The sequence below is a fragment of the Caballeronia sp. A2-2 genome, assembly GCF_057612605.2.
The window spans coordinates 146,813-170,701 of sequence record NZ_CM172587.1; the positions used below are offsets into that span (position 1 = coordinate 146,813).

The following is a 23,889-nucleotide window of genomic DNA, read 5'->3' on the forward strand; positions in this document are numbered from 1 at the left end:
CGCGCGGCTCAATGCCCCGCCCGTCGATGAAGAACTCAGCGGCGCGCCGCCAGCGCGACCGTCAGCGTGACGACGACGATCGCGAACAACGTGCACGCGAACCATTCGAGCGTGTCGCCATCATGGTACGCATCGATGACATTGCCGGCCATGCGCGCGACGACGGTTGCCAGCACGCCCGCACCGATGGCCGTCCAGATGCGCCCCGCCGGTCCGCGCGCCGAACGCCGCATGGGATGCAGCGCCCAACCGGCCACGCCGATCACCGCGCCGAGAAAAATCAAACCGATCCAGCCCATCAGCGATACGCCGCGCGGTTGATGCGTGGTTCGAAAAGCATGCGTGAATCATCTCACCGAAAAAAACGGCGCGGGTGCGCCGATGCAGCGCCTGAGTTTAGGGGGCCAGGTTGGCAATGGCAAGCAGCGGAAATTCTGAAACGACTTATGCGAATAGGCCTAAAGATGAAAAATTATTCGAGTGCTAGCATCCATGAATTCGCAGCAACATAATCGAATTCCGAGACGCAAATATTATCGGATTCGTTCACGCTGCCGACATCAACCCGAGATTCGAAGCAATCATGAGCACCAGCAATTTAATATCTTTAGGCGGACTCGAAATTGTCATGACTTATCGCGGTTCGACTCAGGAGCGGCGCGATAATTTGCGGGGCGTATTGCGGCATATCACGCGCACTTATTGCGAATACACGCTTTATTTGATTGAAGGCGATGTCACGCCGCGCTTCGATTGGGCAGAGCTCGCGGACGCGAACATCAGGCACGTCTTTGTTTTCGACGACGGCCCGTTTCCCAAAGCGAAGCTGTGCAATCTTGGCGCGCGCATGTGCCACGGTTCGGTGATCTGCTTTCACGACGCGGACATGATTGCCAATCCGGCTTATCTGCCGCTTTGCGTTAATTCGGTCAGACATGGTTCTTTCACGGATGCTTTCTGCCCGTTTCTGCGCGTCATCAATATCGACGATCATTTCCGTACCGAATTCATCGAAAGCGGGGATTACGCTCCGCTCGAACCTTATCTCGAAACCGATTTGCCCGACGGCATGAGGCTGCTTTACGAAAATACAGCGGGCGCGATCGTCATTTTCAAGCGCAGCGAATATATACGCATCGGCGGTTACGATCCGCGATTCATCGGATGGGGCGGCGAGGACGACGATCTGCTGACGCGCGCGCAACGTCTTGGCGTGCGCTGGCATTCCGTGCCGGATGACAAAGCGGCGCTGTTTCACCTAAACCACGATTCGAACTCGCGGATGGCAATCATCGCGGCGTCTAGGCACAACCAGCTCGCGGCCGAGGAAACGCACACGCTTTCGCAAGAAGCCCTCGAAGCGCGCGCCGCCGAACTCGCCAAATACTTCAGCTAAAAACGCGGTCGATTGTCGCGGCTTTCACACGGCCAACCGCCGCAAGGGCCGCCACGCGCCGCCCGGTCGGTCCCCGAATGCCGTGTATAAATGAACAAAACGTCAAAACGCTATAATATCGGGCTATCTGTAAGGCCATCGGCTTAGGCCCAAAGCATCAACCCAAAAATGCAGCTTCTCACGATCGGAATCAACCACCACACTGCGCCTGTCGCCCTGCGCGAACGCGTGGCGTTTCCGCTCGAACAGATCAAACCCGCGCTCGGCGCGCTGAAGGACCTGTGGCTCGGGCCGCTGGCGAAGGCATCGCCGGAAGCGGCCATTCTGTCCACCTGCAACCGCACCGAACTCTACTGCGCCACCGACGATTCCGCCGCGCGCGATGCCGCCGTTAAATGGCTGTCGAAGTATCACGGCATCGCGGTATCGGAACTCGCGCCGCATGTGTATGCGCTGCCGCAGTCCGAAGCCGTGCGCCACGCGTTTCGCGTCGCATCCGGGCTGGACTCCATGGTGCTCGGCGAAACGCAAATCGTCGGACAGATGAAGGACGCGGTACGCACCGCATCCGAAGCCGGCGCGCTCGGCACGTACCTCAATCAGTTGTTCCAGCGCACTTTCGCCGTCGCGAAAGAAGTGCGCACGACGACCGAAATCGGCGCGCAGTCGGTGTCGATGGCCGCCGCCGCCGTGCGTCTCGCGCAGCGCATCTTCGAGAACATTTCTAGCCAGCGCGTGCTGTTCATCGGCGCGGGCGAAATGATCGAACTGTGCGCCACGCACTTCGCCGCGCAAAGTCCGCGTGAACTGGTGGTCGCCAACCGCACCGCCGAACGCGGCGAGAAACTCGCGGAACGCTTCAACGGCCGCGCCATTCCGCTGTCGGAACTGCCCGCGCGCATGCACGAGTTCGACATCATCGTGTCGTGCACGGCGTCCACATTGCCGATCATCGGGCTGGGCGCGGTCGAACGCGCGGTGCGTGCGCGTCGCCATCGGCCTATTTTCATGGTCGATCTGGCCGTGCCGCGCGACATCGAACCGGAAGTCGGCAATCTGCAGGACGTGTTTCTCTATACCGTCGATGATCTCGGCGCGATCGTGCGCGAAGGCAATGCGTCGCGTCAGGCGGCGGTCGCGGAAGCGGAATCGATCATCGAAACGCGCGTGCAGAACTTCATGCAATGGCTGGATGCGCGCAGCATCGTGCCGGTCATCCGTCACATGCACACGCAGGCGGATGCCCTGCGCCGCGCCGAAGTCGAACGCGCCCGCAAGATGCTCGCGCGCGGCGACGATCCCGCAGCGGTCCTCGAAGCGCTGTCGCAATCGCTCACCAACAAGCTGATCCACGGCCCGACGCACGCGCTCAATCGCGCGAGCAGCACGGAACGCACGCAACTCATCGACCTGATGAGCGGCTTCTACCGCCACGGCGAAAAGCCCGCCGATTCGTCGGATCGTTAGCGGCGTCCTCCTTGCTATTCTTCAAAGCGCCGCGCTGAACGCACGGCGGCTTCTCTATCGCAGTATTTCCGGAGCGCCCGCTCCGTCTCCCCGATGAAAACGAGCATGCAAAGCAAGCTCGACCAGCTTGCAAAACGGCAGGTCGATCTCAACGAATTGTTGAGCCGCGAGGACGTGACGTCCGACATGGATCAATATCGCAAGCTCACGCGCGAGCACGCGGAAATCAGCCCGATCGTCGAGCAATACGCGCTCTGGCGTCAGGCTTTGACCGATGAAACCACCGCGCAGGATCTGCTCTCCGACCCGTCCATGCGCGATTTCGCGGAAGAGGAAATCGGTGAGGCGCGCGAACGCATGGCGAAGATCGAACACGATCTTCAGATGATGCTGCTGCCGAAAGACCCGAACGACGACCGCAACATCTTCATCGAAATTCGCGCGGGCACGGGCGGCGACGAATCCGCGCTGTTCGCGGGCGATCTGCTGCGCATGTACCTGCGTTACGCGGAACGCAATCGCTGGACGGCGGAAACCATGTCGGAAAGCGTGTCGGATCTCGGCGGTTACAAGGAAGTGATCGTGCGGATCGCGGGGCAAAGCGCGTATTCGCGGCTCAAGTTCGAGTCGGGCGGGCATCGCGTGCAGCGTGTTCCGGCGACGGAGACGCAGGGGCGCATCCATACGTCGGCGTGTACGGTCGCGGTCATGCCGGAAGCGGATGAAATCAGCGAAGTGGTCATCAATCCGGCGGACCTGCGCATCGATACGTTCCGGGCTTCGGGCGCGGGCGGGCAGCACATCAACAAGACGGATTCGGCGGTGCGCGTGACGCACTTGCCGACGGGAATCGTCGTGGAATGTCAGGACGACCGTTCGCAGCACAAGAACAAGGATCGCGCGCTCAAGGTGCTCGCCGCGCGCATCAAGGATAAGCAGTATCACGAGCAGCACGCGAAGGAAGCGGCCACGCGCAAGAGTCTGATCGGCTCGGGCGACCGGTCGGAACGCATTCGCACGTACAACTTTCCGCAAGGGCGCATGACGGATCACCGCATCAATCTGACGCTCTACAAGCTCGAATACATCATGGATGGCGATCTCGAAGACATGATCGCCGCGCTCGTGTCGGAGCATCAGGCCGAACTGCTGGCCTCGCTCGGAGAGCCGGAGTGAGCACGGCGTCGGCGTTGTTGCGGGCGTCGTCGTTGCCTGCGCTCGAAGCGCGCGTTCTGTTGATGCATGTGCTCGGCTGGCGTCGCACGGAACTCATCACGCGTGAAAACGAAGCGCTGGACGCGAATGTCGTGCAGCGCTTCGAAGCACTCGCGGCGCGGCGTATCGATGGCGAACCCATCGCGCAACTGACCGGCACGCGCGAGTTCTTCGGACTCGATTTCGACGTGACGCCGGACGTGCTGATTCCGCGTCCGGAAACGGAATTGCTGGTGGAAATCGCGCTCGATGTCGTCGCCGAGATGCCGAACGCGCGCGTGCTCGATCTCGGCACCGGGACTGGCGCAATCGCCATTTCGATCGCGCATGCGCGGCCCGATGCGCGCGTGTGGGCGGTGGATCGCTCGACAGCGGCGCTCGAAGTCGCGCACGGCAACGCAAAACGCCTGCTCGGCGACGACCGCGTGCACTTCGTCGAAAGCGACTGGACCGCGAAGCTCGATCCGTCGCTGCTGTTCGAAGCGATCGTCAGTAATCCGCCGTATATCGCGAGCTCCGATCCGCATCTCGAACAAGGCGATCTGCGCTTCGAGCCGCGCGGCGCGCTCACCGACGACGCCGACGGGCTCTCCGCGATTCGCGCGATCATCGAAAGTGCGCCGTTCATGCTCGCGAAGAACGGCGCGCTGTGGCTGGAGCACGGCTACGATCAGGCCGATGCCGTGCGCCACCTGCTCACGGCGCGCGGTTTCACCGAGGTACGTTCGATGCGCGATCTTGCAGGCATCGAACGCTGTTCGGGCGGAATCCTCACCGCTTGAACGCTGCGGTGGCATCAGCCCGGAATACCGAAATCCGCTATCATTTCAAGCATTCATTCAACGAATTCTCACGCGCAGGTACGCCATGGACACGCAAGAACGCATCAAGCAAATCGTCGATCAAAACCCGATCGTCCTTTTCATGAAAGGCACCGCGCAATTTCCGATGTGCGGCTTCTCCGGCCGCGCCATTCAGGTGCTCAAGGCCAGCGGCGCGGATCAGATCATGACCGTGAACGTGCTGGAAGACGACGGCATTCGTCAGGGCATCAAGGAATTTTCGAACTGGCCGACCATTCCGCAGCTTTACGTGAAGGGCGAGTTCATCGGCGGGTCGGACATCATGATGGAGATGTACCAGTCGGGCGAACTGCAACAGCTTTTTGCGGCTGCCTGAGCTTTTCTCAGTGAGCGCGCCCGCAGCACCGCGACGGCTGATCGTTGCGATCACCGGAGCGACGGGCGCGATTTACGGCGTGCGTCTGCTTGAAACGCTGCGCCGTCTGGGCGGCGTGGAGACGCATCTGCTCGTGTCGAGCGCGGGCTGGCTCAATGTTCAGCACGAACTGGCGATGGAGCGCGCCGCCGTTCATGCGCTCGCCGATGTCGTGCATAACGTGCGCGATGTGGGCGCGAGCATCGCATCCGGTTCGTTCGCAACCGATGGCATGGTGATCGCGCCGTGCTCCATGCGCACGCTGGCAAGCGTCGCACACGGTCTCTCCGATAACCTCATCACGCGCGCCGCCGATGTCGTTTTAAAAGAGCGTCGCCGCCTCGTGCTGATGGTGCGGGAAACGCCGCTGAATCTCGCGCATCTGCGCAACATGACCGCCGTCACGGAAATGGGCGGCGTGATCTTTCCGCCGCTTCCGGCGTTCTACCAGAAGCCTTCCAGCATCGACGAAATGGTCGATCACACCGTCGCGCGCGTGATCGATCAATTTGGCCTCGCGCAACCGGTTTCGCGCGCGTGGCCGGGCATGCGCGGCGAAGCGGACTGATTCACAACGCGCACGACACAATTCGTTGCCCCGACGCGCCTTTATCAACGCGGCGGTTAGCCTTACATTGGATGGCATATCGACTCATTCCCTTGCCGCCATGACCACACTTCCTAGCGTTTTTATCTCCCACGGCGCACCGACGCTTCCCATTGATCCGTCGATGCCTTCGCACGAGTTCGCCGCGCTCGCTCAGACCTTGCCGCGCCCGAAAGCCATCCTGATGCTGTCCGCGCATTGGGGCACCGCGCAGCCGATCGCGAGCATCGCCGAGCGTCCGGAGACGATTCACGATTTTTACGGATTCCCGCGCGCGCTTTACGAATTGCGTTATCCCGCGCCCGGTGCGCCCGAACTCGCGAAGCGCGCCGCCACGATGCTCGGCGAACACGACATACCCGCCGCGACGATCGAACACGGTCTCGATCACGGCGCATGGGTTCCGCTGCTGCTGATGTTCCCGGACGCCGACGTGCCCGTCGCCCAGCTTTCGATTCAGCCGCGTCTGGACGCCGCGCATCACTTCAAGATCGGCCGCGCGCTGCGAGACTTGCGCGCGGAAGGCGTGATGATCGTCGGCTCCGGCCAGATCACACATAACCTGCGCATGGCGGATTTCGGCGCGCGTCCGGAAGATGGCGACCCGCGCGTGATCGAGTTCACCGACTGGTTCGAGTCACGCATGGCCGCGCGCGACATCGATGCCCTGCTCGACTATCGCGTTCGCGCGCCGCATGCTGCGTTGATGCACCCGACCGACGAGCATTTGCTGCCGGTGTTCAGTGCGCTTGGCGCGGCGGCTGACGATTATCGGCTTGGCATTCAGTCGCTTGGCACGTTCCAACGCGCGCTCGCCATGACCAACTACGTGTTCGCAGATGCCTGAAAAAAAGCCCGCCTGATTGCTCGGGCGGGCTTTTTCATCGCGTCGACACTGCTTACGCGCCGACTTCCTTGGAAATGTCCTCGTGGCTTTCGCGCTCATCGAGATAGGAAGTGCGATAGCCGGTGTGCACGCCCCAGAAATAAAACACCAGCGCGAGCGCAGCGACAAGCGCCATATCCCAGCCATACGGCAGCGTCCCGTTGCCGCCGAACTGCTTGCTGCCGATGAGCGACATGACCGCCATCGACGGAAGATAGGCCATGAGCCACCACGCGGCCTTCAGATCCTTGCCCCAGCCTGCAAAGCCCGTCTTGCCCTGAAAGTAGAAATAGACCGGCAGCGCGACGACCATCAGCAAGATGATTTCGCCTGTGAGCGGCCACTTCGCCCAGTACAGCACGAGCGATGCGCACACGAACGCGAACGGCGCGATCAGCCCCATCAGCGGAATATTCACCGGGCGATGCAAATCCGGCGCGGCGCGACGCAATGACATCAGGCTGACCGGGCCCGTCAGATAGGAAATGACGGTGGCGACCGAAATGACCGCCGCCAGCGTGCCCCATCCACGGAAAAAGAACATGAAGACGAAGGACACGAACAGGTTGAACCACATAGCCTGACGCGGCACACCGTAGAACGGGTGAACGTTGCCGAACATCTTGGGCATCGTGTTGTTGCGTTCCATCGCGTAGATCATGCGCGTGGTCGTCGCCATGTACGTGGTGCCGGTGCCGCTCGGGCTGACGAAGGCATCGACGTACAACAGCACGGCCAGCCAGTTCAGATTGAGCGCCAGCGCCAGTTCCGCAAACGGCGACGCGAAATCGAAGTGCGACCAGCCCTTGAGCACGTCAGCGGGATTCACCGCGCCGATATACGCGACCTGCAGCAACACGTAAATGACGAGCGCGAGCAGGATCGAGCCGATCACGGCAAACGGGATGCTCGTCGATGGATTGCGCGCCTCGCCCGCCAGATTCACCGGGCTTTGAAAACCGTTGAAGCTGAACACGATGCCGCTCGTCGCCACCGCCGTCAGCACCGCCGGCCAGCCGTAAGGCGCGAAGGTCGAAGCCGTGCCGAAATTCTGCGCGTGGAAGCCGGTAAAAATGAGCCCGGCGATGGTCGCGCCCGGAATCACGAACTTGAAGATGGTGATGGCCGTGTTCGCGCGCGCGAAAATCTTCACGCCCCAGTAGTTCAAGAGGAAATACACGATCACGAGCAAGGCCGACAACCCGATTCCGGACGTGGTGAGCGTTTCATGCACGTAAAGCGCGTGCGCCCACTCATAAGGCCAGGTGCTCATGTACTGGATGGATGCCTCCGCCTCGATCGGAATGACCGACACGATCGCGATCCAGTTCGCCCACGCGCTGATGAAACCGACCAACGCGCCATGCGAATAGCGCGCGTAACGCACCATGCCGCCCGATTCGGGAAAAGTCGCGCCGAGTTCCGCGTAGGTCAGCGCAATCGCCATGATGACCACCGCGCCAATCACCCACGCCGCGATGGCAGCCGGTCCGGCGATCTTGGCCGCCTTCCACGCGCCGAACAGCCATCCCGAACCGATGATGGATCCGAGCCCGGTCAGCATGAGCGCCAACGGGCCGATGTTTCGTTGTATCGAACTATTCACATTCCTCTCCAAGTCTCCGTATCGCCTGAACGCGGGAGCGTTTCGCTCAGCTCTGGGCGACGCCGGTGCAACCACCGTTTTCGGCGCGTAGTTTACCGGTTGCACCTTTCGATTGCATCGACGATGGGCGAAGAACTTACACTTTTGCCCCTATGGACACCGTGGTGGTTGGCGGACTTTGCACTTCTTGTAAGCATTCACCCCGACTGTCTCAAAAACCCCCCGCGCGAGTCGGAAATTATTTGACCGCGAAATCGATTCGCCGTATAAACCTTCTTGCAGGATTTCAAGTGGCGAGTGAAGTGGTCTTTCGAAGGTTCGCCATCACGGTATACCGGTTGGTCCCATTGCCCCTTCCTTGATCTTCATGCACCCCTGGCCTCGGCCTCAATCATCAATTTTTTGGAACAAGTAACATGGAAACCGGTACCGTCAAGTGGTTCAATGACGCAAAGGGCTTTGGCTTCATCACTCCGGATGGCGGCGGCGAAGACCTGTTCGCGCATTTCTCGGAAATCCGCATCGAAGGCTTCAAGACGCTTCAGGAAAACCAAAAGGTTACCTACGAAGTGAAGACGGGCCCGAAGGGCAAGCAAGCCGCGAACATCAAGCCGGCCTAAGCTTAGCTTAGACACCGCTTTCGGTTCACGCGAAAAACCCCGCCCTGGCGGGGTTTTTTGTTGCCTGCGCACTTTCGAATTCAGGCGAACACGCGCTGCGCGTAGATGCCCAAACCCTTCGCCACGCTGGCGAGGCGGTCGCCGAAAACCGGTTGGGCATCGGGGAACGCGCTGGTCAGTGCTTCCGACAGAAAGCGCAAGCCGGTGGTGCCGCCCGTGAAGTAGATCGCGCCGACGTCCGCGTGCGCCACGCCCGCCTGCTTCACCGTTTCCCGCGCCGATTCCACGATCCGCCGCACTTCGTCCCGGCCCGCATCGATCAACTGAGCCTCGTCGAACGCCACACGCAGCGCTTCCTCGATCTCTTCCATGTCGATTTCCGTCGCGCCGCCCGCGGAGACATCGATCTTCGCTTCCTCGGCGTGCGCGGTCAGCGCGTGGCCGAGCCGGCGATCGACCACGCGCATGAGCCGGTCGTGATAGCGCGTGTCGGGATAGAGATGGCGCATCAACTGCAATTCGCCGACGCGCCGAGGCGTGTAGACCGTGTTGATGAGATGCCACGTCGCGAGGTCGAAATACACGCGGTTGGGGATTTCCCGGCCCTGCGCGTCAAGCGTCTGATAGCCGAGTTCGCGCAGGATCGTCGCCAGTTCGACGCGGCGGTCGAAGTCCGTGCCCGCCACATGCACGCCGTGATGCGCCAGCACATCGCTTTTGCGCTCCAGATGGCGCGCGCGCTCCGGCCCCACGCGCACCAGCGAGAAGTCCGACGTGCCACCGCCGATATCCGCGACCAGCACGAGCCCTTCTTTCGTCAACGTCGCCTCGTAATCGAACGCGGCGGCGATCGGCTCGAACTGAAAATGGATTTCGCTCAGGCCGACCGCGTGCGCGCACGCTTCGAGCTGCTTTTGCGCCTGATTGTCGGCGCGCGGGTCGTCGTCCACGAAATAGACCGGACGGCCCAGCACGGCGCGCGTGAGTGGCTGCGCGGAGAGCGCCTGCGCCTTCTGCTTCAGATGTTGCAGGAACAGCGTGATGACATCGGTGTATTTGATCGCGGAGCCGTCGCCGAGGTCGGTCGTGTTGTCGGCCAGCGGCGAGCCGAGAATACTTTTCATCGAACGCATGAGCCGGCCATCGAATCCGTCGATGTACGACTCCAGCGCCGCGCGTCCGTAGGCTTGTTCGTGCTCGTCCGTGTTAAAGAAAACCGCGGTGGGCAGCGTGACGGCATCGCCTTCGACGGGCGCCAGCCGGATGGACTGGCCATCGGGCAAGGCGACGGCGGAGTTCGACGTGCCGAAATCGATCGCGCAGAAATTCATGGCTTGAGGCGGCGCCCGAAATGGCCGCGCCGCATTCGGAAGTGGATCGCGTTTTTATCACGTACGGATGCAGGCATCAACCGCGATCGGAGGAATCCTGTTCTGAGCGGTCCGTTCGACGAAAGCGGAATGCAACTTGCGGCTCTGGCGGCATTTCCTTCATCCGCACGCGCCAACTGTCAGCAGATTGTGCGCCCGATCCCGGCGATATCGAATGAACGACAAGAACATGGAGACCGCCACGCTTCGCGATGGCGAGAACAAAAAGCCCGGAACTGCCTCGGACGTGATCGAGACCGATCTTCCCGGCCGCCTCGACCGGCTGCCGTGGGGGCGCTTTCACACACTGATCGTGTTCGCGCTCGGCATCACGTGGCTGCTCGACGGGCTGGAGGTCACGCTGGCGGGCGCGGTCGCAAGCGCGTTGAAAACGAGTCCGGCGCTGCATTTCTCGAACGCGGATGTCGGCTACGGCGGCAGCGCGTATATCGCGGGCGCGGTGCTCGGCGCGCTTGGTTTCGGCTGGCTCACGGACCGGCTCGGGCGTCGCAAGCTGTTTTTCATCACGTTGTTTCTGTACGTGGCGGCGACCGCCGCGACGGCGTTTTCGTGGGATCTGTGGTCGTTCGTGCTGTTTCGCTTCCTGACCGGCGCGGGCATCGGCGGGGAATACACCGCAATCAATTCGACGATTCAGGAATTCACGCCCGCGCGCTTGCGTGGCCGGACCGATCTCGCCATCAACGGGACGTTTTGGGTGGGCGCGGGCATCGGCGCGGCGGGGTCGCTCGTGCTGCTCAATCCGGGTCTCATGCCGCCCGACTGGGGCTGGCGCGCGTGCTTTCTGATCGGCGCGGCGCTCGGGCTGTCGATTCTTTTCATGCGCATGTGGGTGCCGGAAAGCCCGCGCTGGCTCATCACGCACAATCGTGTGGATGAAGCGCGGCAGGTCGTCGAGGAAATCGAGGCGCATTTTCGCGAGCACGGGACGCCGATTCCCGATACGCCGGTCAAGCCTTTAAGGCTGAAAGTCCGCGATCACACCCTTCTGCGCGAAGTCGCGCATTCGCTGTTCAACGAGCATCGGCGGCGCTCGCTCGTCGGCATGATGCTGATGACCGCGCAGGCGTTCTTCTACAACGCGATCTTTTTCACCTACGCGCTCGTGCTGACCGACTTCTACAAGGTGCCGGGCGATCACATCGGCTGGTACGTGCTGCCGTTCGCGGCAGGCAATTTCCTTGGTCCGGTGCTGCTCGGCAGACTTTTCGATGTGATCGGCAGGCGACGCATGATCGCGTTCACGTATGCCATCTCCGGCATTTTGCTGACGATCAGCGGCTGGATGTTCATGCAAGGCATGCTCACCGTGACGACGCAAACCATCGCGTGGATGGTGATTTTCTTCTTCGCGTCGGCGGCGGCGAGTTCCGCGTATCTGACGGTGAGCGAGACCTTTCCGCTTGAAATCCGCGCGCTCGCCATCGCCGTGTTCTATGCGTTCGGCACGGCGCTGGGCGGCATCATCGGGCCGACGTTGTTCGGGCACCTGATCGACACGCACGAGCGCGGCGCGGTGTTCGTCGGCTATCTGATCGGCTCGTTTCTGATGGTCGCGGCGGCGGTGGTCGCGGGCATCTGGGGTATTGCCGCCGAGGGCAAGTCGCTCGAAGACGTGGCGCGCCCGCTTTCCGCCGCCGACGATCATTGACGATCAACCGAACGCGGTTCCCCACGCGCCGTCGAACGCCGTTTCGCCGAGCGATTTGCGCGTGCGTGGCGCGGATTCGCGTTCGCGCAGGGTTTCATCCAACTGATTCGCGTCGCCGTGGTGGCCGAGCGCGATCATCGCGATGAGCTGCATGTCGTCGGGCACCGAGAACGCCTGACGGAAGGCATCGCGATCGAAGCCGCCCATTTGATGCGTCGCAAGTCCCAGCGCGTGAGCCTGGAGCACGAGCGCCATCGCTGCCGCGCCGGTATCGTACGCGGCGGTTTTGCTCGGCTCGCCCTTCGGCGTGAGCGTGGCCGCCGCGACGCAGATCAGCACCGGCACGCTGGCGTTCCATTTCTGATTGACCGGCGCGAGCGTGTCGAACGCGCGCTTGAACGCGGCCTCGTCGCGCTGGCGATCGAACACGAGAAACCGCCAAGGCTGAAGATTGTTCGACGACGGCGCCCAGCGCGCCGCTTCCAGCACGCGATGAATCTGCGCGCGCTCGAGCGGCTGCGTCGAGAACGCGCGCGGGCTCCAGCGTCCCGAAAAGAGTTCGTGGATGTCGATGTCGGTCGGTGCGGGCTTGGTCGTCATGGCGTGAATCCTTGTTCGGTTCATCGGATAGCGCACCGTCAAGGATAACGCGCCTGCCGTTGCGTCACGTTCCCGCCGCGACGCCCATCGAACGGCCCGCGCGATTGATGCGCAAGACCATCACCGCCGCGACGAGGCACAGGCTGCCCGAGATCATCGTGGCGACCGTGTAGCTGCCGAGACTCGAGCGCAACATGCCGCCGCCGAGCGCCGCAAACGCCGCGCCGAGTTGATGCCCCGCGACCACCCAGCCGAACACGATGGGCGCGGTTTCCTTGCCGTAGACATCGGTGGCGAGGCGCACCGTCGGCGGCACGGTGGCGATCCAGTCGAGTCCGTAGAACACGGCGAACAGCGGCAAACCGAAGAAGTCGATGCCGAACGCGTACGGCAGATAAATCAGCGACAGGCCGCGCAGGCCGTAGTACCAGAACAGCAGGAATCGCGCGTTGAAGCGGTCGGACAGCCAGCCGGACAGCGTCGTGCCGAACAAATCGAAGATGCCCATGGTCGCGAGCAGCGTCGCGCCCTGCACTTGCGTCATGCCGTAGTCCGAGCACATGGCGATCAGATGCGTGCCGACATAGCCATTCGTGCTCGCGCCGCACACGAAAAAGCTCGCGAACAGCAGCCAGAAATCGCGCGTCTTGCTTGCGGACGCCAACGTGCCGAACGCCACCTTGATCGGATTTTTCGGCGTGGGAAACGCCCCCGACGGCATCTCGGCGGTTTCACCGATGGGCCGCAAGCCCACGTTCACCGGACGCTCCGGCAGCAGCCACGCAACGAACGGGATGACGAGGGCAGTCGCCGCCGCGACCACGAACACGACCGGCCGCCATCCGTGATGCTCCGAAAGCGATGCGAGGAACGGCAGGAACACGAGCTGACCGGTTGCGGAACTGGCGGTGAGAATGCCCATCGCGAGACCGCGATGCGTGGTGAACCAGCGGTTCACGACGGTAGCGGAAAGCGTGAGCGCAGCAACGCCCGTCGCGCTGCCGACCATCACGCCCCAGACGAGCACCATTTGCCAGGGGTGCGTCATCATCGATGACAGGCCGACGCCAGCGGCGAGCGTTGCCAAGGCGGCGAGCAAAGTGGGACGTACACCGAAGCGCTGCATCGCGGCAGCGGCGAACGGGCCGGCGAGACCGTAGAGCGCTAAGTTGATCGAAATGGCGAGCGAAATGGTGGCGCGGCTCCAGCCGAACTGCTTTTCGAGCGGCAGCATCATCACGCTCGGCGTCGCGCGCGTTCCTGCCGCCGCGAGCAGCACGAAGAACACGACGCCCACTACGACCCAGCCGTAATGCATGCGGCTGCTTACGCGCTTCGCTACCCAGTTCATCGCTGCTCCGTTCTTTGAATCGGTTATTTGGCTTTCCGGTGACGCGACGTTACCGCTCAGTCACATTGAAGTTGCGAGCTTAGTGACCAGTCGGTAACATGTCAAGGCCGAACGATATTCCGAGGACTGAACTTTGACACGATCAACCGAAAACGCGCCGAAAACCCCTGCCCGGCGCAGTGTCCGCACGGATGGCGCGACGGCGGAAGCGCAATTGCTCGACGCCGCGCAGGAGTTGTTCTATCGCGAGGGCATCCGCGCGATCGGCGTCGATGCCGTGGTAGAGCGTGCGGGCGTCAACAAGATGAGCCTTTACCGGCGGTTTGCGTCGAAGGACGAACTCGTCGGCGCGTATCTGAACCGCATGCAGGAGGGGTATCAACGGCGCTTCGAGGCGAGTGTCGCCAAGCATCCCGGCGAGCCCGCGAAACAACTGCTTCAGGCGATGGACGATCTCGTCGGGCGCGCATCGTTGCCGGATTATCGTGGCTGCCCGTTCCTGAACGTCGCGTGTGAATTCCGCGACCGGACGCATCCGGCGCGGGAACCGGTCGATCGCAACAAGCACTATCTGCTCAGGCGTCTCACGGAACTATGCACCGAAATGGGCGCGCCGAATCCGCTGGAACTGGCTGAATCGCTGGCGCTGCTGGTGGACGGCATCTACGCGACCAGTCAGACTTATGGCCCCGGCTCCGGGCCGATGATGGCCGCGCCGCGCATCGCACGCATGTTGATTGGCGCGGCGTGCGAATCGAATCGAATTCAGGAAGACGCATGAACGACCGCAGTACCCGCGACGAGGTGACGACCGCCACCGAACATTGGCTCACCCGCGCGGTGATCGGCCTCAATCTCTGCCCGTTTGCGAAGGCCGTGCATGTGAAGCGGCAGATTCGCTACGTGGTGAGCAAGGCGCGCGATGTGGACGATCTCGTCGTGGAGCTAACCGATGAACTTCGCCTGCTGCGCGACAGCGACCCCGAAGTCATCGACACGACGCTGTTTATCACGCCGAATGCGTTCGCTGACTTCGCCGATTTCAACGATGCGTTGTTCTTCGCCGACCGCCTGCTCAACGATCTCGGCCTGAGCGGCGAGATTCAGATCGCGAGTTTTCATCCGCGCTTTCAGTTCGAAGGGACCGACGCGGACGAAATCGGCAACTACACGAATCGCGCGCCGTATCCCATCTTTCACTTGCTGCGCGAGGCGAGCATCGATCGCGCGGTGGCGGCGTTTCCAGATGCCGCCGACATCTTCGAACGCAATATCGAAACGCTCGAACGCCTTGGCCACGATGGCCTCAAGGCGTGGATGGACAAACCCTGATCAGTGCGCGAAAAACCGCTCGCGCAGTTCATCCAGACCGAGCGTTTCCAATACATCCGAAAGACGCTGCGCCGGCCGTCCGCGCGGCAAGTCCTTGAATTGCGCGATGATGAGTTCGTTCTTCATCGAATGTTCCCAGCCGACGAGTTCCGTCACGCTCACCTGATAGCCGTGCGATTCGAGTTGCAGACAGCGCAGCACGTTCGTGATCTGACTGCCGAATTCGCGCGTGTGCAGCGGATGCCGCCACATTTCCGTCAGCACGTTCGTCGATAGCGCGTGGCCCTTGTTCTTGCGCAGCACCGACGCCACCTCCGCCTGACAACACGGCACCACGACGATGTACTTCGCTTTCTTCTGGAGAGCGAAGTGGATGGCGTCGTCCGTGGCGGTGTTGCACGCGTGCAGCGCGGTCACGACATCCACCTCCGCAGGCAGCTTGTCCGAACCAATCGATTCGGCCACCGACAGATTCAAAAACGACATTCCGGTGAAGCCAAGATGCGCCGCCAATTCCTCGGACTTTTTTACCAGCTCCTCGCGCGTCTCGATTCCATAGATGTGTGACCGATCGCGCAGAGACTTGAAGAACAGATCGTAGAGAATAAACCCAAGGTAAGACTTTCCCGCGCCGTGGTCCACCAGCGATACGGACCCTTGGCGCGCATGCGTTTCGGCAAGAAGCGGTTCGATGAACTGATAAAGGTGATAGACCTGTTTCAGTTTGCGGCGGCTGTCCTGATTCATCTTGCCGTCGCGCGTGAGGATATGTAGCTCCTTCAGGAGCTCGATCGACTGACCCGGACGAATCTCGTGTTTGCTGGTGGCGTCGGATGCGCTCGGCGCCGGTGCGGGGGACTTCCTGGTCATCGTGGCGAATACCGTAATAGAGAAAAGCGGAGCTTGTTCGCGCTGTATGTGCGCTAACCGCTGTTATTGCCGTGGCGAAAGGAGAAGTTTACCTAAAAGCGCAAAGACGCTCTCGTTCCAAACGATGTAGATCAGGAAAGTTATCGATCCTCGCGCATGGAACAAATTGTGCAATGTCCGACGATGAGGCCATCGAAACGACAGCACGATCGCGTGGCCTTCTGCGGCACGCACCGATGCACCAAGCAGAAGCAACAAGCTGGTAGCGAGCCGCGCCATCGACACGCAACATGCGTCGTCACCCGCGCCAGGCTCTGTTACGTAACACCTAACGCACAGCGCGGCGGATGCGACCCGCCCGCGCCATGATCAAGAGAGGACGGCGATGGATGCGATCCCGGACAAGAAGGCAGAACAAAAATTTCAGGAGATGCTCGCGGCGCTGACCGCGATGCCCGCGTGGAGCGAAAAGCAGCAACTCGAACTGGAAATGGCCCGAGAGATCTCGGTGGAGATGCTGCGTATCGCCGAATCGATGCGCGACGGCTCGACCGATATCGAAACGTGCCTGACCATGCTCAAGTACGCCAAGGTGATGGACTTCGTGCTGACGACGCTCGCCTCGCGTCGTGACATCGCGCCGCAGACGCTGCGCGTCATCTTCAAGCTCGCGGGTTTGAAGGTGGACGAGGCCTACCCCGGCTGAACGCAGGATGCAGGACCGAACCGGCTCGTCTTACGGAGACGCGCCGGGTTCAGCTTTTTCTGCGCGACATCAGCCGTTCTGCAGACTTGCGCATGTGACGTTGCATGGCGGCCTGAGCCTGCACCGGATCGCGTGCCTCCAGCGCTTCCAGAATCTCGCGATGCTCGGCCAGCGCCGCCGCCCACGTTTCCTCGCCTTCGAAATGTCCTCGTAATGTTGAGGACAGCGGACTGTGGCGTTCGTCGTAGAGACTGCCGACGGTGCGCGCCAGGACATCGTTGCCCGACATCTGCGCGATCGCGACATGGAATGCGCGGTCCGCGCTCATCGGCACTTGGCCGTTTTCCATTTCGCGGGCCATGGTCTCGTAAAGCGCGCGCAGCGTCTTGAGCGCTTTGGGTCGCGCGAACGGCGCGACGCTCGCCGCAATTGCGCCTTCGATCACGCTGCGCGCATTCATGATCTCGATGGGACTCTCGCCCAATTCCGCTTCCGTGCCCGCCGCTTTGACCGCCGGAACCGCCACGATATACACGCCCGAGCCCATCCGAATCTCGACGCGCCCTTCCAGTTCCAACGCAACGAGCGCCTCGCGCACTGATGGCCGCGACACGCCGAGCGTCACCGCAAGCTCGCGTTCCGAAGGCAGACGCCCGTTCGGCGCGAAATCCTGCTGCTCGATGAGGCCACGCAGTTTGTCGGCGATCTGAAGATAAAGACGGCGCGTTTCGGGCGGTTTGACGCTCAAGGCTTGTCTCCTGTTTGTTGTCGTGGTCTCGGGGAAAACGTGGATTGTAATCATCGGGAGGCTTGACGCACCGTGGCACGGACGTCAGCGCGTTTTCCACCGCTTACAAGTGGCTTGACCAATTGGTTTTCAAGACACTAGTATGCAATCTGGTCAGGCCGCATGGGCCACTTTTTTTGCTTCTGACTGGAACCGTTCCCAGCAGCGCATTCCCCACACGCTCGTAACGACATAAAGCGCGACGATGAGTAATCCGATTCTTCAGTTCGGCACGAGCCGTTTTCTTCAGGCGCATGTGGATTTCTTCGTCGCGGATGCCGCGCGGCGCGATCCTTCCAAAGCGCTTGGCAAGATCACCGTCGTGCAGACCACGACGAGCGCGGACAGCCGCGCGCGCATCGCGGCGCTGCGTGAGGCGGGCCGCTATCCGGTGCGCATCCGCGGACGCCGCCGCGATGAAACCATCGACACGACGATCGACTGCGATTCGATCACCGAAGCATTGCACGCGAACGACGACTGGCCCTTGCTGATCGAGCGCATGAAGCGCGACGTGAAGGTGATCGTGTCCAACACCGCCGACGCAGGCTACGCCTTGTTCGACGAAGACACCGCCGATCTGATCGACGGTCAGCGCACGCCGCGCGGTTTCGCGGCGAAGCTCGCGGTGCTGCTGAATGCGCGTTATCGCGCGGGCGGCGCGCCGATCACGCTGCTTCCGTGCGAACTCATCTCGCGCAACGGCGACACGCTGCGCGATTTGGTGATCGGCGTCGCGCGCGGCTGGAACGTGGACGCTGGCTTCATCGACTATCTGACGAACGGTTGTGTGTGGGTGAATTCGCTCGTGGATCGAATCGTGTCGGAGCCGATTCAGCCGGTTGGCGCGATTGCGGAGCCTTACGCGCTGTGGGCCATCGAGCGCCACGCTGGCATGACGTTGCCTTGCGAGCACGAAGATATCGTCATCACCGACGATCTCGCGCACTACGAACGCCAGAAGCTGCTGATGCTGAACCTCGGCCACACGTATCTCGCCGAACTCTGGCGCACGCGCGATAACGCGCCCGACACGACCGTGCTCGACGCCATGCGCGATCCGGCTTTTCGCGAACCGCTCGAAGCCGTCTGGCGCGACGAAGTGCTGCCCGTGTTCGACGCACTCGGCCAGCGCGATTCGGCAAGCGACTATCTCGCCAGCGTGCGCGATCGCTTCGAGAACCCGTTTCTCGTCCACAAGCTCGCGGACATCGCGCGCAATCACGATGAGAAGAAACAGCGGCGCTTTCAGCCGGTGATCGACCTGGCGCGCGAACTGCATCTCGACATCGAACAGAAGCGTCTGAAGGACGCGCTCAAGGCCGCCTGAAGAAGCGGCACACCACGACATTCGTATTCAATCCCGGAGGAGACACACGATGCGCAAAATGCGTTGGGTAGTGATATTTCTGGCCTTTCTGGCCATCGCGATCAATTACATCGACCGCGCGAATCTTGCCGTCGCCGCGCCGCAGATCGAGAAGGCGCTCAACATCGGCCCGGCGGAAATGGGCTTCATTCTGAGCGGCTTCTTCTGGACTTACGCGCTCATGCAGATGCCGTTCGGCTGGTTCGTCGATCGTGCGGGCGCGCGCATCGCGCTGCCGCTCGCGGTGGGCTGGTGGTCGGTGTTCACGGCGCTGACCGCCGTGGCCACGAGCGTCACCGGCATGTTCGGCTGCCGCCTGATGCTCGGCATCGGCGAAGCGGGCGCTTATCCGTCGTGCGCGAAGCTGGTGTCGCAATGGTTTACGAAGCGAGAGCGCGCATTTGCCACCAGCATCTTCGATAGCGGTTCGCGCGTTGGCTCCGCGCTGTCGATTCCGGTCGTCGCGCTCATCATCGGCACGTTCGGCTGGGAAGCGTCGTTCGTCATCACCGGCGTGCTCGGCTTCGTGTGGATTCTCGGCTGGTTCCTGATCTATCGCACGAAATCCAAGGGCGATATGACGGGCGAAGCGGAAGTCGCGCCGCAGACGGTCGCGCCGAAGCAAAAGGTGTCGTGGGGCTCGCTGTTCAAGTACCGCACGCTGTGGGGCATGATGCTCGGCTTCTTCTGCCTGAACTTCGTGATCTACTTCTTCATCACGTGGTTCCCGAGCTATCTGGTGCAAGCGCACGGCTTTTCGCTCAAGTCGCTCGGCACGCTCGGCATGATTCCCGCGCTGATGTCGATTCCGGGCGGCTGGCTCGGCGGCTTCGTGTCGGATTCGCTCTACAAGCGCGGCTTGAGCCTCACGGCAGCGCGCAAGACCTGCATGGTCGGCGGCATGCTGTTATCGTCGATCATCACGCTGTGCGCGTTCACCGAAAACACGTATCTGATGCTCGCATTCTTCGGCATCGCGTATGGCAGCCTCGCGTTCGCGGCCGCCAGCATCTGGTCGCTGCCGAGCGATGTCGCGCCGACGCCGGATCACGTCGCCTCCATCGGCGGTATCCAGAACTTCGCGTCGAATCTGGCGGGCATCGTCATCACGACCTTTACCGGCGTGATGCTCGCCATCACGAAGGGCTCGTTCGTGATTCCGCTGTGCGTCGCGGGCGGTTTCTGCTTCCTCGGCGCATTCAGCTATCTTGTCATTGTCGGCAAGATCGAGCCGCTCAATCGCGCCGACGAGCGCGAGCTGGCCGACGACGACAAGCGGGCCCCGTCCACGATCTAAGAAAACATCATGTCCACCACAAGTACCGACCATGCGGTCATCCGGCTGCATCCGAAAGACGATGTCGTGATCGCGACGCGTCAACTGCTCTCCGGCGCGCGTATCGCGTCGGAGGATCTCGTCGTCGCCGGGCTGATTCCGCCGGGGCACAAGATCGCGACGCGCGCGATTGCCGCGGGCGAGCCCGTGAAGCGCTACAACCAGATCATCGGCGTGGCGAAAGAGGACATTGCGCGCGGGCAGCATGTCCACACGCAGAATTTGCGGATGGCCGACTTCGAACGCGAGCACGAGTTCGGCGTGGATAAGCATCCGACGCCGTTCGTCGAATCGCCCGCCACTTTCATGGGCATTCGACGCAGCGATGGCCGCGTGGCGACGCGCAATTTCATCGGCGTGCTAACGAGCGTGAATTGCTCGGCGACCGTCGCGCGCGCGATTGCCGAACATTTCCGGCGCGATGTGCATCCGGAAGCGCTGGCGGATTATCCGAACGTCGATGGCGTGATCGCGCTGACGCATGGCATCGGCTGCGGGATCGACACGCTGGGCGAAGGCATCAAGATTCTGCGCCGGACGCTGGCGGGTTATGCGGTGCATCCGAACTTTCATGCCGTGCTGTTCGTTGGGCTGGGATGCGAGACGAATCAGATTTCGGGCGTGCTCGAATCGGCTGGACTGAAGGACGGCGAAAAGCTGCGCAGCTTCACGATTCAGGACAGCGGCGGCACGCGCAAGACGGTCGAACGCGGCATCGAGATGGTGAAGGAGATGCTCGCGGATGCGAATCGCGCGCAGCGTGAGCCGGTGCCGGCGTCGCATATCATCGTTGGCTTGCAGTGCGGCGGGTCGGATGGCTATTCGGGCATTTCGGCGAATCCGGCGCTGGGCGCGGCGGTGGATAAGCTCGTCGCGCACGGCGGCACGGCGATTCTCTCGGAAACGCCGGAAGTCTATGGCGCGGAGCACTTGCTGACGCGACGCGCGGTGAGTCGCGAAGTCGGCGAAAAGCTGCTGACGCGCATCAAGTGGTGGGAGGATTACTGCGCGCGCAACGGTGCGGCGATGGACAACAATCCGTCCGCAGGCAACAAGGTCGGCGGGTTGACGACGATTCTGGAAAAGTCGCTAGGCGCGGTCGCCAAAGGTGGCACGACAAATCTCGTCGAGGTTTATGAGTACGCGCAGCGTGTCGATGCGAAGGGCTTCGTGTTCATGGATTCGCCCGGCTACGATCCGATGTCCGCGACAGGTCAGGTTGCGTCTGGCGCGAACGTGATCTGCTTCACGACGGGACGCGGCTCGGCGTATGGCTGCGCGCCGTCACCGTCGCTCAAGCTCGCGACGAACACCGCGCTGTGGGAGCGGCAGGAAGAGGACATGGACATCAACTGCGGCGGCGTCATCGACGGCACCGCGACGATCGATCAACTCGGCGATCAGATCTTCCAGATGATTCTTGATTGCGCGTCGGGCGTGGCGTCGAAGAGCGAAATCCACGGGTACGGGCAGAGTGAGTTCGTGCCGTGGCAGGTCGGCGTGGTGACCTGAGTTGTTACGCCGTCGCGCTGTACTCGGCCATCATGTTCCGCGCGACGGCTTCCGCGACTTCGATTCCATCGATCGCGGCTGAATAAATTCCGCCTGCATAACCGGCGCCCTCGCCCGCCGGATACAAACCTTCGACGTTCACGCTCTGATAATCGTCCTTGCGACGCACGCGCAATGGCGACGATGTGCGCGTTTCTACGCCAGTCAGAACGGCATCGTGCATGGCGAAGCCGTTGATCTTCTTGTCGAGTTCCGGCAGCGCCTCGCGGATGGCTTCGATCACGTAATCGGGCAGCGCCGTGCTCAGGTCGGTTGGCTTCACGCCGGGCTTGTACGAAGGGACGACCGAGCCGAGCGACGTCGAAGCGCGCCCCGCAATAAAGTCGCCGACGAGTTGCGCCGGCGCGCTGTAGTCGCTTCCGCCGAGTTCGAATGCACGTGCTTCCCACTTGCGCTGAAAATCTATGCCGGCGAGCGGGCCGCCTGGGAAATCATCCGGCGTGATGCCGACCACGATTCCCGCATTCGCGTTGCGTTCTGCGCGCGAGTATTGACTCATTCCGTTGGTGACCAACCGCCCCGGCTCCGATGCTGCCGCGACGACCGTTCCACCCGGGCACATGCAGAAGCTATAGACCGCGCGTCCATTGCTGCTGTGATGTACGACCTTGTAGTCTGCCGCGCCCAAGCGCTCGTGGCCCGCGAACTTCCCAAAGCGACTGCGATCGATGATTCCCTGCGGATGCTCGATTCGGAATCCGAGCGAAAACGGCTTCGCTTCCATGTAGACGCCGCGATCGTGGAGCATCTGGAATGTGTCGCGTGCGCTGTGCCCTACCGCGAGCACGACGTGATCGCATCGAAGTGTCTCGCCATTCGAGAGACGCAGGCCGCGCACCTTGCCGTCTTCAATGTCGATGTCGTCCACACGCTGCTGGAACCGTACTTCGCCGCCGAGCTGATGAATCTGCGCGCGCATCTTTTCGACCATGCTCACGAGCCTGAACGTGCCGATGTGCGGCCGGCTCAGGAACAGAATGTCTTCCGGCGCACCTGCTTTGACGAATTCATCGAGCACTTTTCGGCCGTAGTGCTTCGGGTCTTTGATCTGGCTGTAGAGCTTGCCATCGGAGAACGTGCCAGCGCCGCCTTCGCCAAACTGCACGTTGGATTCGGGATTGAGTTCGTTACGTCGCCACAGACCCCACGTGTCCTTGGTCCGCTCACGTACAGCCTTCCCCCGTTCGAGGATGATGGGACGGAAGCCCATCTGCGCCAGAATCAATCCCGCGAAAAGCCCACACGGCCCCATGCCGATGACGACGGGTCTTGGCAGCGTCGCATGCTCCGGCGCTCGCGCGACGAAGTGGTACCCCATGTCTGGCGTCGCGCCGCAATGCGGTTGCGGACTCGCTTCGAGACGCTTCATGACGGACGCTTCGTCCTTCACTTCGACATCGATGATGTAAGTGAGCTTGATGTCGCCGCGTTTGCGCGCATCGTGGGCACGACGAAATACGTGAAAGCGCACGAGGTCGCCAGCTGCGACGCCGATCTCCGCCAGTCGCGCGATGACTGCGGGCTCGATCGCCGAATCAGGATGATCGAGCGGGAGTTTGATTTCGCTTAAACGTAGCATGGGGTTTCGATGGCGACGGCTTGTATGGGCTATGGAGATTTTAGCGCTTGGATTGTAAGAGGCTGGCGGCTTTGTTTTCGCTGCCTCAAACGCAAAAACCCCACCTGTTCAGGTGGGGTTTTTGTTTGCAGCATAAGGAGCCTGACGATTACCTACTTTCACACGGGAGATCCGCACTATCATCGGCGTGGAGTCGTTTCACGGTCCTGTTCGGGATGGGAAGGGGTGGTACCAACTCGCTGTGGTCATCAGGCATGACTTGTTGTTGCGGGCCTTGGGGGCACACAACCAATCTGGGAAGAAGCAGTATTGAATTCGGGTGGTGATTGA

23 protein-coding genes and 1 rRNA gene are annotated in these 23,889 nt (G+C 61.8%); 15 read left to right on the forward strand and 9 right to left on the reverse strand.

Annotated features, from left to right (window positions below):
- Positions 1 to 35: 35 nt before the first annotated feature.
- A complete protein-coding gene (locus ACZCWR_RS00775; RefSeq protein ID WP_487301860.1) occupies positions 36 to 299 on the reverse strand; it encodes a hypothetical protein in 264 nt (87 codons plus the stop codon).
- Positions 300 to 583: 284 nt separating this feature from the next.
- On the opposite strand from ACZCWR_RS00775, the gene ACZCWR_RS00780 reads away from it, so the two are divergent.
- From ACZCWR_RS00780 to ACZCWR_RS00810, 7 genes are all read left to right on the forward strand, one after another.
- Positions 584 to 1,396, forward strand: a complete 813-nt coding sequence (locus ACZCWR_RS00780; protein WP_487301861.1) for a galactosyltransferase-related protein — start codon at positions 584 to 586, stop codon at positions 1,394 to 1,396.
- A gap of 168 nt (positions 1,397 to 1,564) precedes the next feature.
- Positions 1,565 to 2,863: a glutamyl-tRNA reductase gene (gene hemA, locus ACZCWR_RS00785; protein ID WP_487301862.1), complete on the forward strand. Its 1,299-nt coding sequence runs from the start codon at positions 1,565 to 1,567 to the stop codon at positions 2,861 to 2,863.
- Between the two features lie 93 nt (positions 2,864 to 2,956).
- Positions 2,957 to 4,039: a peptide chain release factor 1 gene (prfA, locus tag ACZCWR_RS00790; protein ID WP_487301863.1), complete on the forward strand. Its 1,083-nt coding sequence runs from the start codon at positions 2,957 to 2,959 to the stop codon at positions 4,037 to 4,039.
- A complete protein-coding gene (prmC, locus tag ACZCWR_RS00795; RefSeq protein ID WP_487301864.1) occupies positions 4,036 to 4,860 on the forward strand; it encodes a peptide chain release factor N(5)-glutamine methyltransferase in 825 nt (274 codons plus the stop codon). Before prfA ends, prmC begins: the two co-directional genes overlap by 4 nt.
- Before the next feature lie 85 nt (positions 4,861 to 4,945).
- Positions 4,946 to 5,257: a Grx4 family monothiol glutaredoxin gene (grxD, locus tag ACZCWR_RS00800; RefSeq protein ID WP_487301865.1), complete on the forward strand. Its 312-nt coding sequence runs from the start codon at positions 4,946 to 4,948 to the stop codon at positions 5,255 to 5,257.
- Between the two features lie 10 nt (positions 5,258 to 5,267).
- Positions 5,268 to 5,864 carry a UbiX family flavin prenyltransferase gene (locus tag ACZCWR_RS00805; protein WP_487301866.1) on the forward strand — a complete coding sequence of 199 codons (597 nt, stop codon included), beginning with the start codon at positions 5,268 to 5,270 and terminating at the stop codon, positions 5,862 to 5,864.
- 100 nt (positions 5,865 to 5,964) lie between these two features.
- On the forward strand, positions 5,965 to 6,750 hold the full coding sequence (locus ACZCWR_RS00810; RefSeq protein WP_487301867.1) for a DODA-type extradiol aromatic ring-opening family dioxygenase: 786 nt from the start codon (positions 5,965 to 5,967) through the stop codon (positions 6,748 to 6,750).
- A gap of 52 nt (positions 6,751 to 6,802) precedes the next feature.
- Here ACZCWR_RS00810 and ACZCWR_RS00815 read toward each other — a convergent pair whose 3' ends face one another.
- Entirely contained in the window at positions 6,803 to 8,395 is a 1,593-nt protein-coding gene (locus tag ACZCWR_RS00815; RefSeq protein WP_487301868.1) for an APC family permease, read from the reverse strand.
- 416 nt (positions 8,396 to 8,811) lie between these two features.
- Between ACZCWR_RS00815 and ACZCWR_RS00820 the strand changes: the two genes are divergently transcribed.
- Positions 8,812 to 9,015, forward strand: coding sequence for a cold-shock protein (locus tag ACZCWR_RS00820; protein WP_016346375.1), 204 nt, complete (start codon positions 8,812 to 8,814; stop codon positions 9,013 to 9,015).
- Between the two features lie 80 nt (positions 9,016 to 9,095).
- Here ACZCWR_RS00820 and ACZCWR_RS00825 read toward each other — a convergent pair whose 3' ends face one another.
- A complete protein-coding gene (locus ACZCWR_RS00825; protein ID WP_487301869.1) occupies positions 9,096 to 10,346 on the reverse strand; it encodes an Hsp70 family protein in 1,251 nt (416 codons plus the stop codon).
- A 229-nt stretch (positions 10,347 to 10,575) separates the two neighbouring features.
- Between ACZCWR_RS00825 and ACZCWR_RS00830 the strand changes: the two genes are divergently transcribed.
- The gene (locus ACZCWR_RS00830; protein WP_487303202.1) at positions 10,576 to 12,057 is read left to right on the forward strand and encodes an MFS transporter; all 1,482 of its coding nucleotides are present in this window, start codon (positions 10,576 to 10,578) and stop codon (positions 12,055 to 12,057) included.
- 3 nt (positions 12,058 to 12,060) lie between these two features.
- Here ACZCWR_RS00830 and ACZCWR_RS00835 read toward each other — a convergent pair whose 3' ends face one another.
- Both ACZCWR_RS00835 and ACZCWR_RS00840 read right to left on the reverse strand, forming a co-directional pair.
- Positions 12,061 to 12,657: a nitroreductase family protein gene (locus ACZCWR_RS00835; RefSeq protein WP_487301870.1), complete on the reverse strand. Its 597-nt coding sequence runs from the start codon at positions 12,655 to 12,657 to the stop codon at positions 12,061 to 12,063.
- Positions 12,658 to 12,721: 64 nt separating this feature from the next.
- The gene (locus tag ACZCWR_RS00840) at positions 12,722 to 14,008 is read right to left on the reverse strand and encodes an MFS transporter (RefSeq protein ID WP_487301871.1); all 1,287 of its coding nucleotides are present in this window, start codon (positions 14,006 to 14,008) and stop codon (positions 12,722 to 12,724) included.
- Between the two features lie 133 nt (positions 14,009 to 14,141).
- Here ACZCWR_RS00840 and ACZCWR_RS00845 point away from each other — a divergent pair, with 133 nt between their 5' ends.
- Both ACZCWR_RS00845 and ACZCWR_RS00850 read left to right on the forward strand, forming a co-directional pair.
- Positions 14,142 to 14,789: a TetR/AcrR family transcriptional regulator gene (locus ACZCWR_RS00845; RefSeq protein WP_487301872.1), complete on the forward strand. Its 648-nt coding sequence runs from the start codon at positions 14,142 to 14,144 to the stop codon at positions 14,787 to 14,789.
- The gene (locus ACZCWR_RS00850; protein ID WP_487301873.1) at positions 14,786 to 15,340 is read left to right on the forward strand and encodes a DUF1415 domain-containing protein; all 555 of its coding nucleotides are present in this window, start codon (positions 14,786 to 14,788) and stop codon (positions 15,338 to 15,340) included. The genes ACZCWR_RS00845 and ACZCWR_RS00850 overlap by 4 nt, the downstream gene beginning before the upstream one ends.
- Here the strand turns inward: ACZCWR_RS00850 and ACZCWR_RS00855 are convergent, their stop codons facing one another.
- The gene (locus ACZCWR_RS00855) at positions 15,341 to 16,210 is read right to left on the reverse strand and encodes a class I SAM-dependent methyltransferase (protein ID WP_487301874.1); all 870 of its coding nucleotides are present in this window, start codon (positions 16,208 to 16,210) and stop codon (positions 15,341 to 15,343) included.
- Positions 16,211 to 16,595: 385 nt separating this feature from the next.
- Here ACZCWR_RS00855 and ACZCWR_RS00860 point away from each other — a divergent pair, with 385 nt between their 5' ends.
- The gene (locus ACZCWR_RS00860; RefSeq protein WP_487301875.1) at positions 16,596 to 16,916 is read left to right on the forward strand and encodes a DNA-binding protein; all 321 of its coding nucleotides are present in this window, start codon (positions 16,596 to 16,598) and stop codon (positions 16,914 to 16,916) included.
- A 49-nt stretch (positions 16,917 to 16,965) separates the two neighbouring features.
- Here the strand turns inward: ACZCWR_RS00860 and ACZCWR_RS00865 are convergent, their stop codons facing one another.
- Positions 16,966 to 17,664, reverse strand: coding sequence for a FadR/GntR family transcriptional regulator (locus ACZCWR_RS00865; RefSeq protein ID WP_487301876.1), 699 nt, complete (start codon positions 17,662 to 17,664; stop codon positions 16,966 to 16,968).
- Positions 17,665 to 17,908: 244 nt separating this feature from the next.
- Here ACZCWR_RS00865 and ACZCWR_RS00870 point away from each other — a divergent pair, with 244 nt between their 5' ends.
- Genes ACZCWR_RS00870 through ACZCWR_RS00880 form a run of 3 tightly spaced genes read left to right on the forward strand, consistent with a single transcriptional unit; the run spans position 17,909 to position 21,920 of the window.
- Positions 17,909 to 19,033, forward strand: coding sequence for a mannitol dehydrogenase family protein (locus ACZCWR_RS00870; protein WP_487301877.1), 1,125 nt, complete (start codon positions 17,909 to 17,911; stop codon positions 19,031 to 19,033).
- A 49-nt stretch (positions 19,034 to 19,082) separates the two neighbouring features.
- Positions 19,083 to 20,369: an MFS transporter gene (locus tag ACZCWR_RS00875; RefSeq protein WP_487301878.1), complete on the forward strand. Its 1,287-nt coding sequence runs from the start codon at positions 19,083 to 19,085 to the stop codon at positions 20,367 to 20,369.
- 9 nt (positions 20,370 to 20,378) lie between these two features.
- On the forward strand, positions 20,379 to 21,920 hold the full coding sequence (locus tag ACZCWR_RS00880; protein ID WP_487301879.1) for a UxaA family hydrolase: 1,542 nt from the start codon (positions 20,379 to 20,381) through the stop codon (positions 21,918 to 21,920).
- Between the two features lie 4 nt (positions 21,921 to 21,924).
- On the opposite strand, the gene ACZCWR_RS00885 is transcribed toward ACZCWR_RS00880, so the two are convergent.
- Together ACZCWR_RS00885 and rrf are read right to left on the reverse strand one after the other, a co-directional pair.
- The gene (locus ACZCWR_RS00885) at positions 21,925 to 23,559 is read right to left on the reverse strand and encodes an NAD(P)/FAD-dependent oxidoreductase (protein ID WP_487301880.1); all 1,635 of its coding nucleotides are present in this window, start codon (positions 23,557 to 23,559) and stop codon (positions 21,925 to 21,927) included.
- 139 nt (positions 23,560 to 23,698) lie between these two features.
- Positions 23,699 to 23,812 (reverse strand): 5S ribosomal RNA (gene rrf, locus ACZCWR_RS00890).
- Between the last annotated feature and the right edge of the window lie 77 nt (positions 23,813 to 23,889).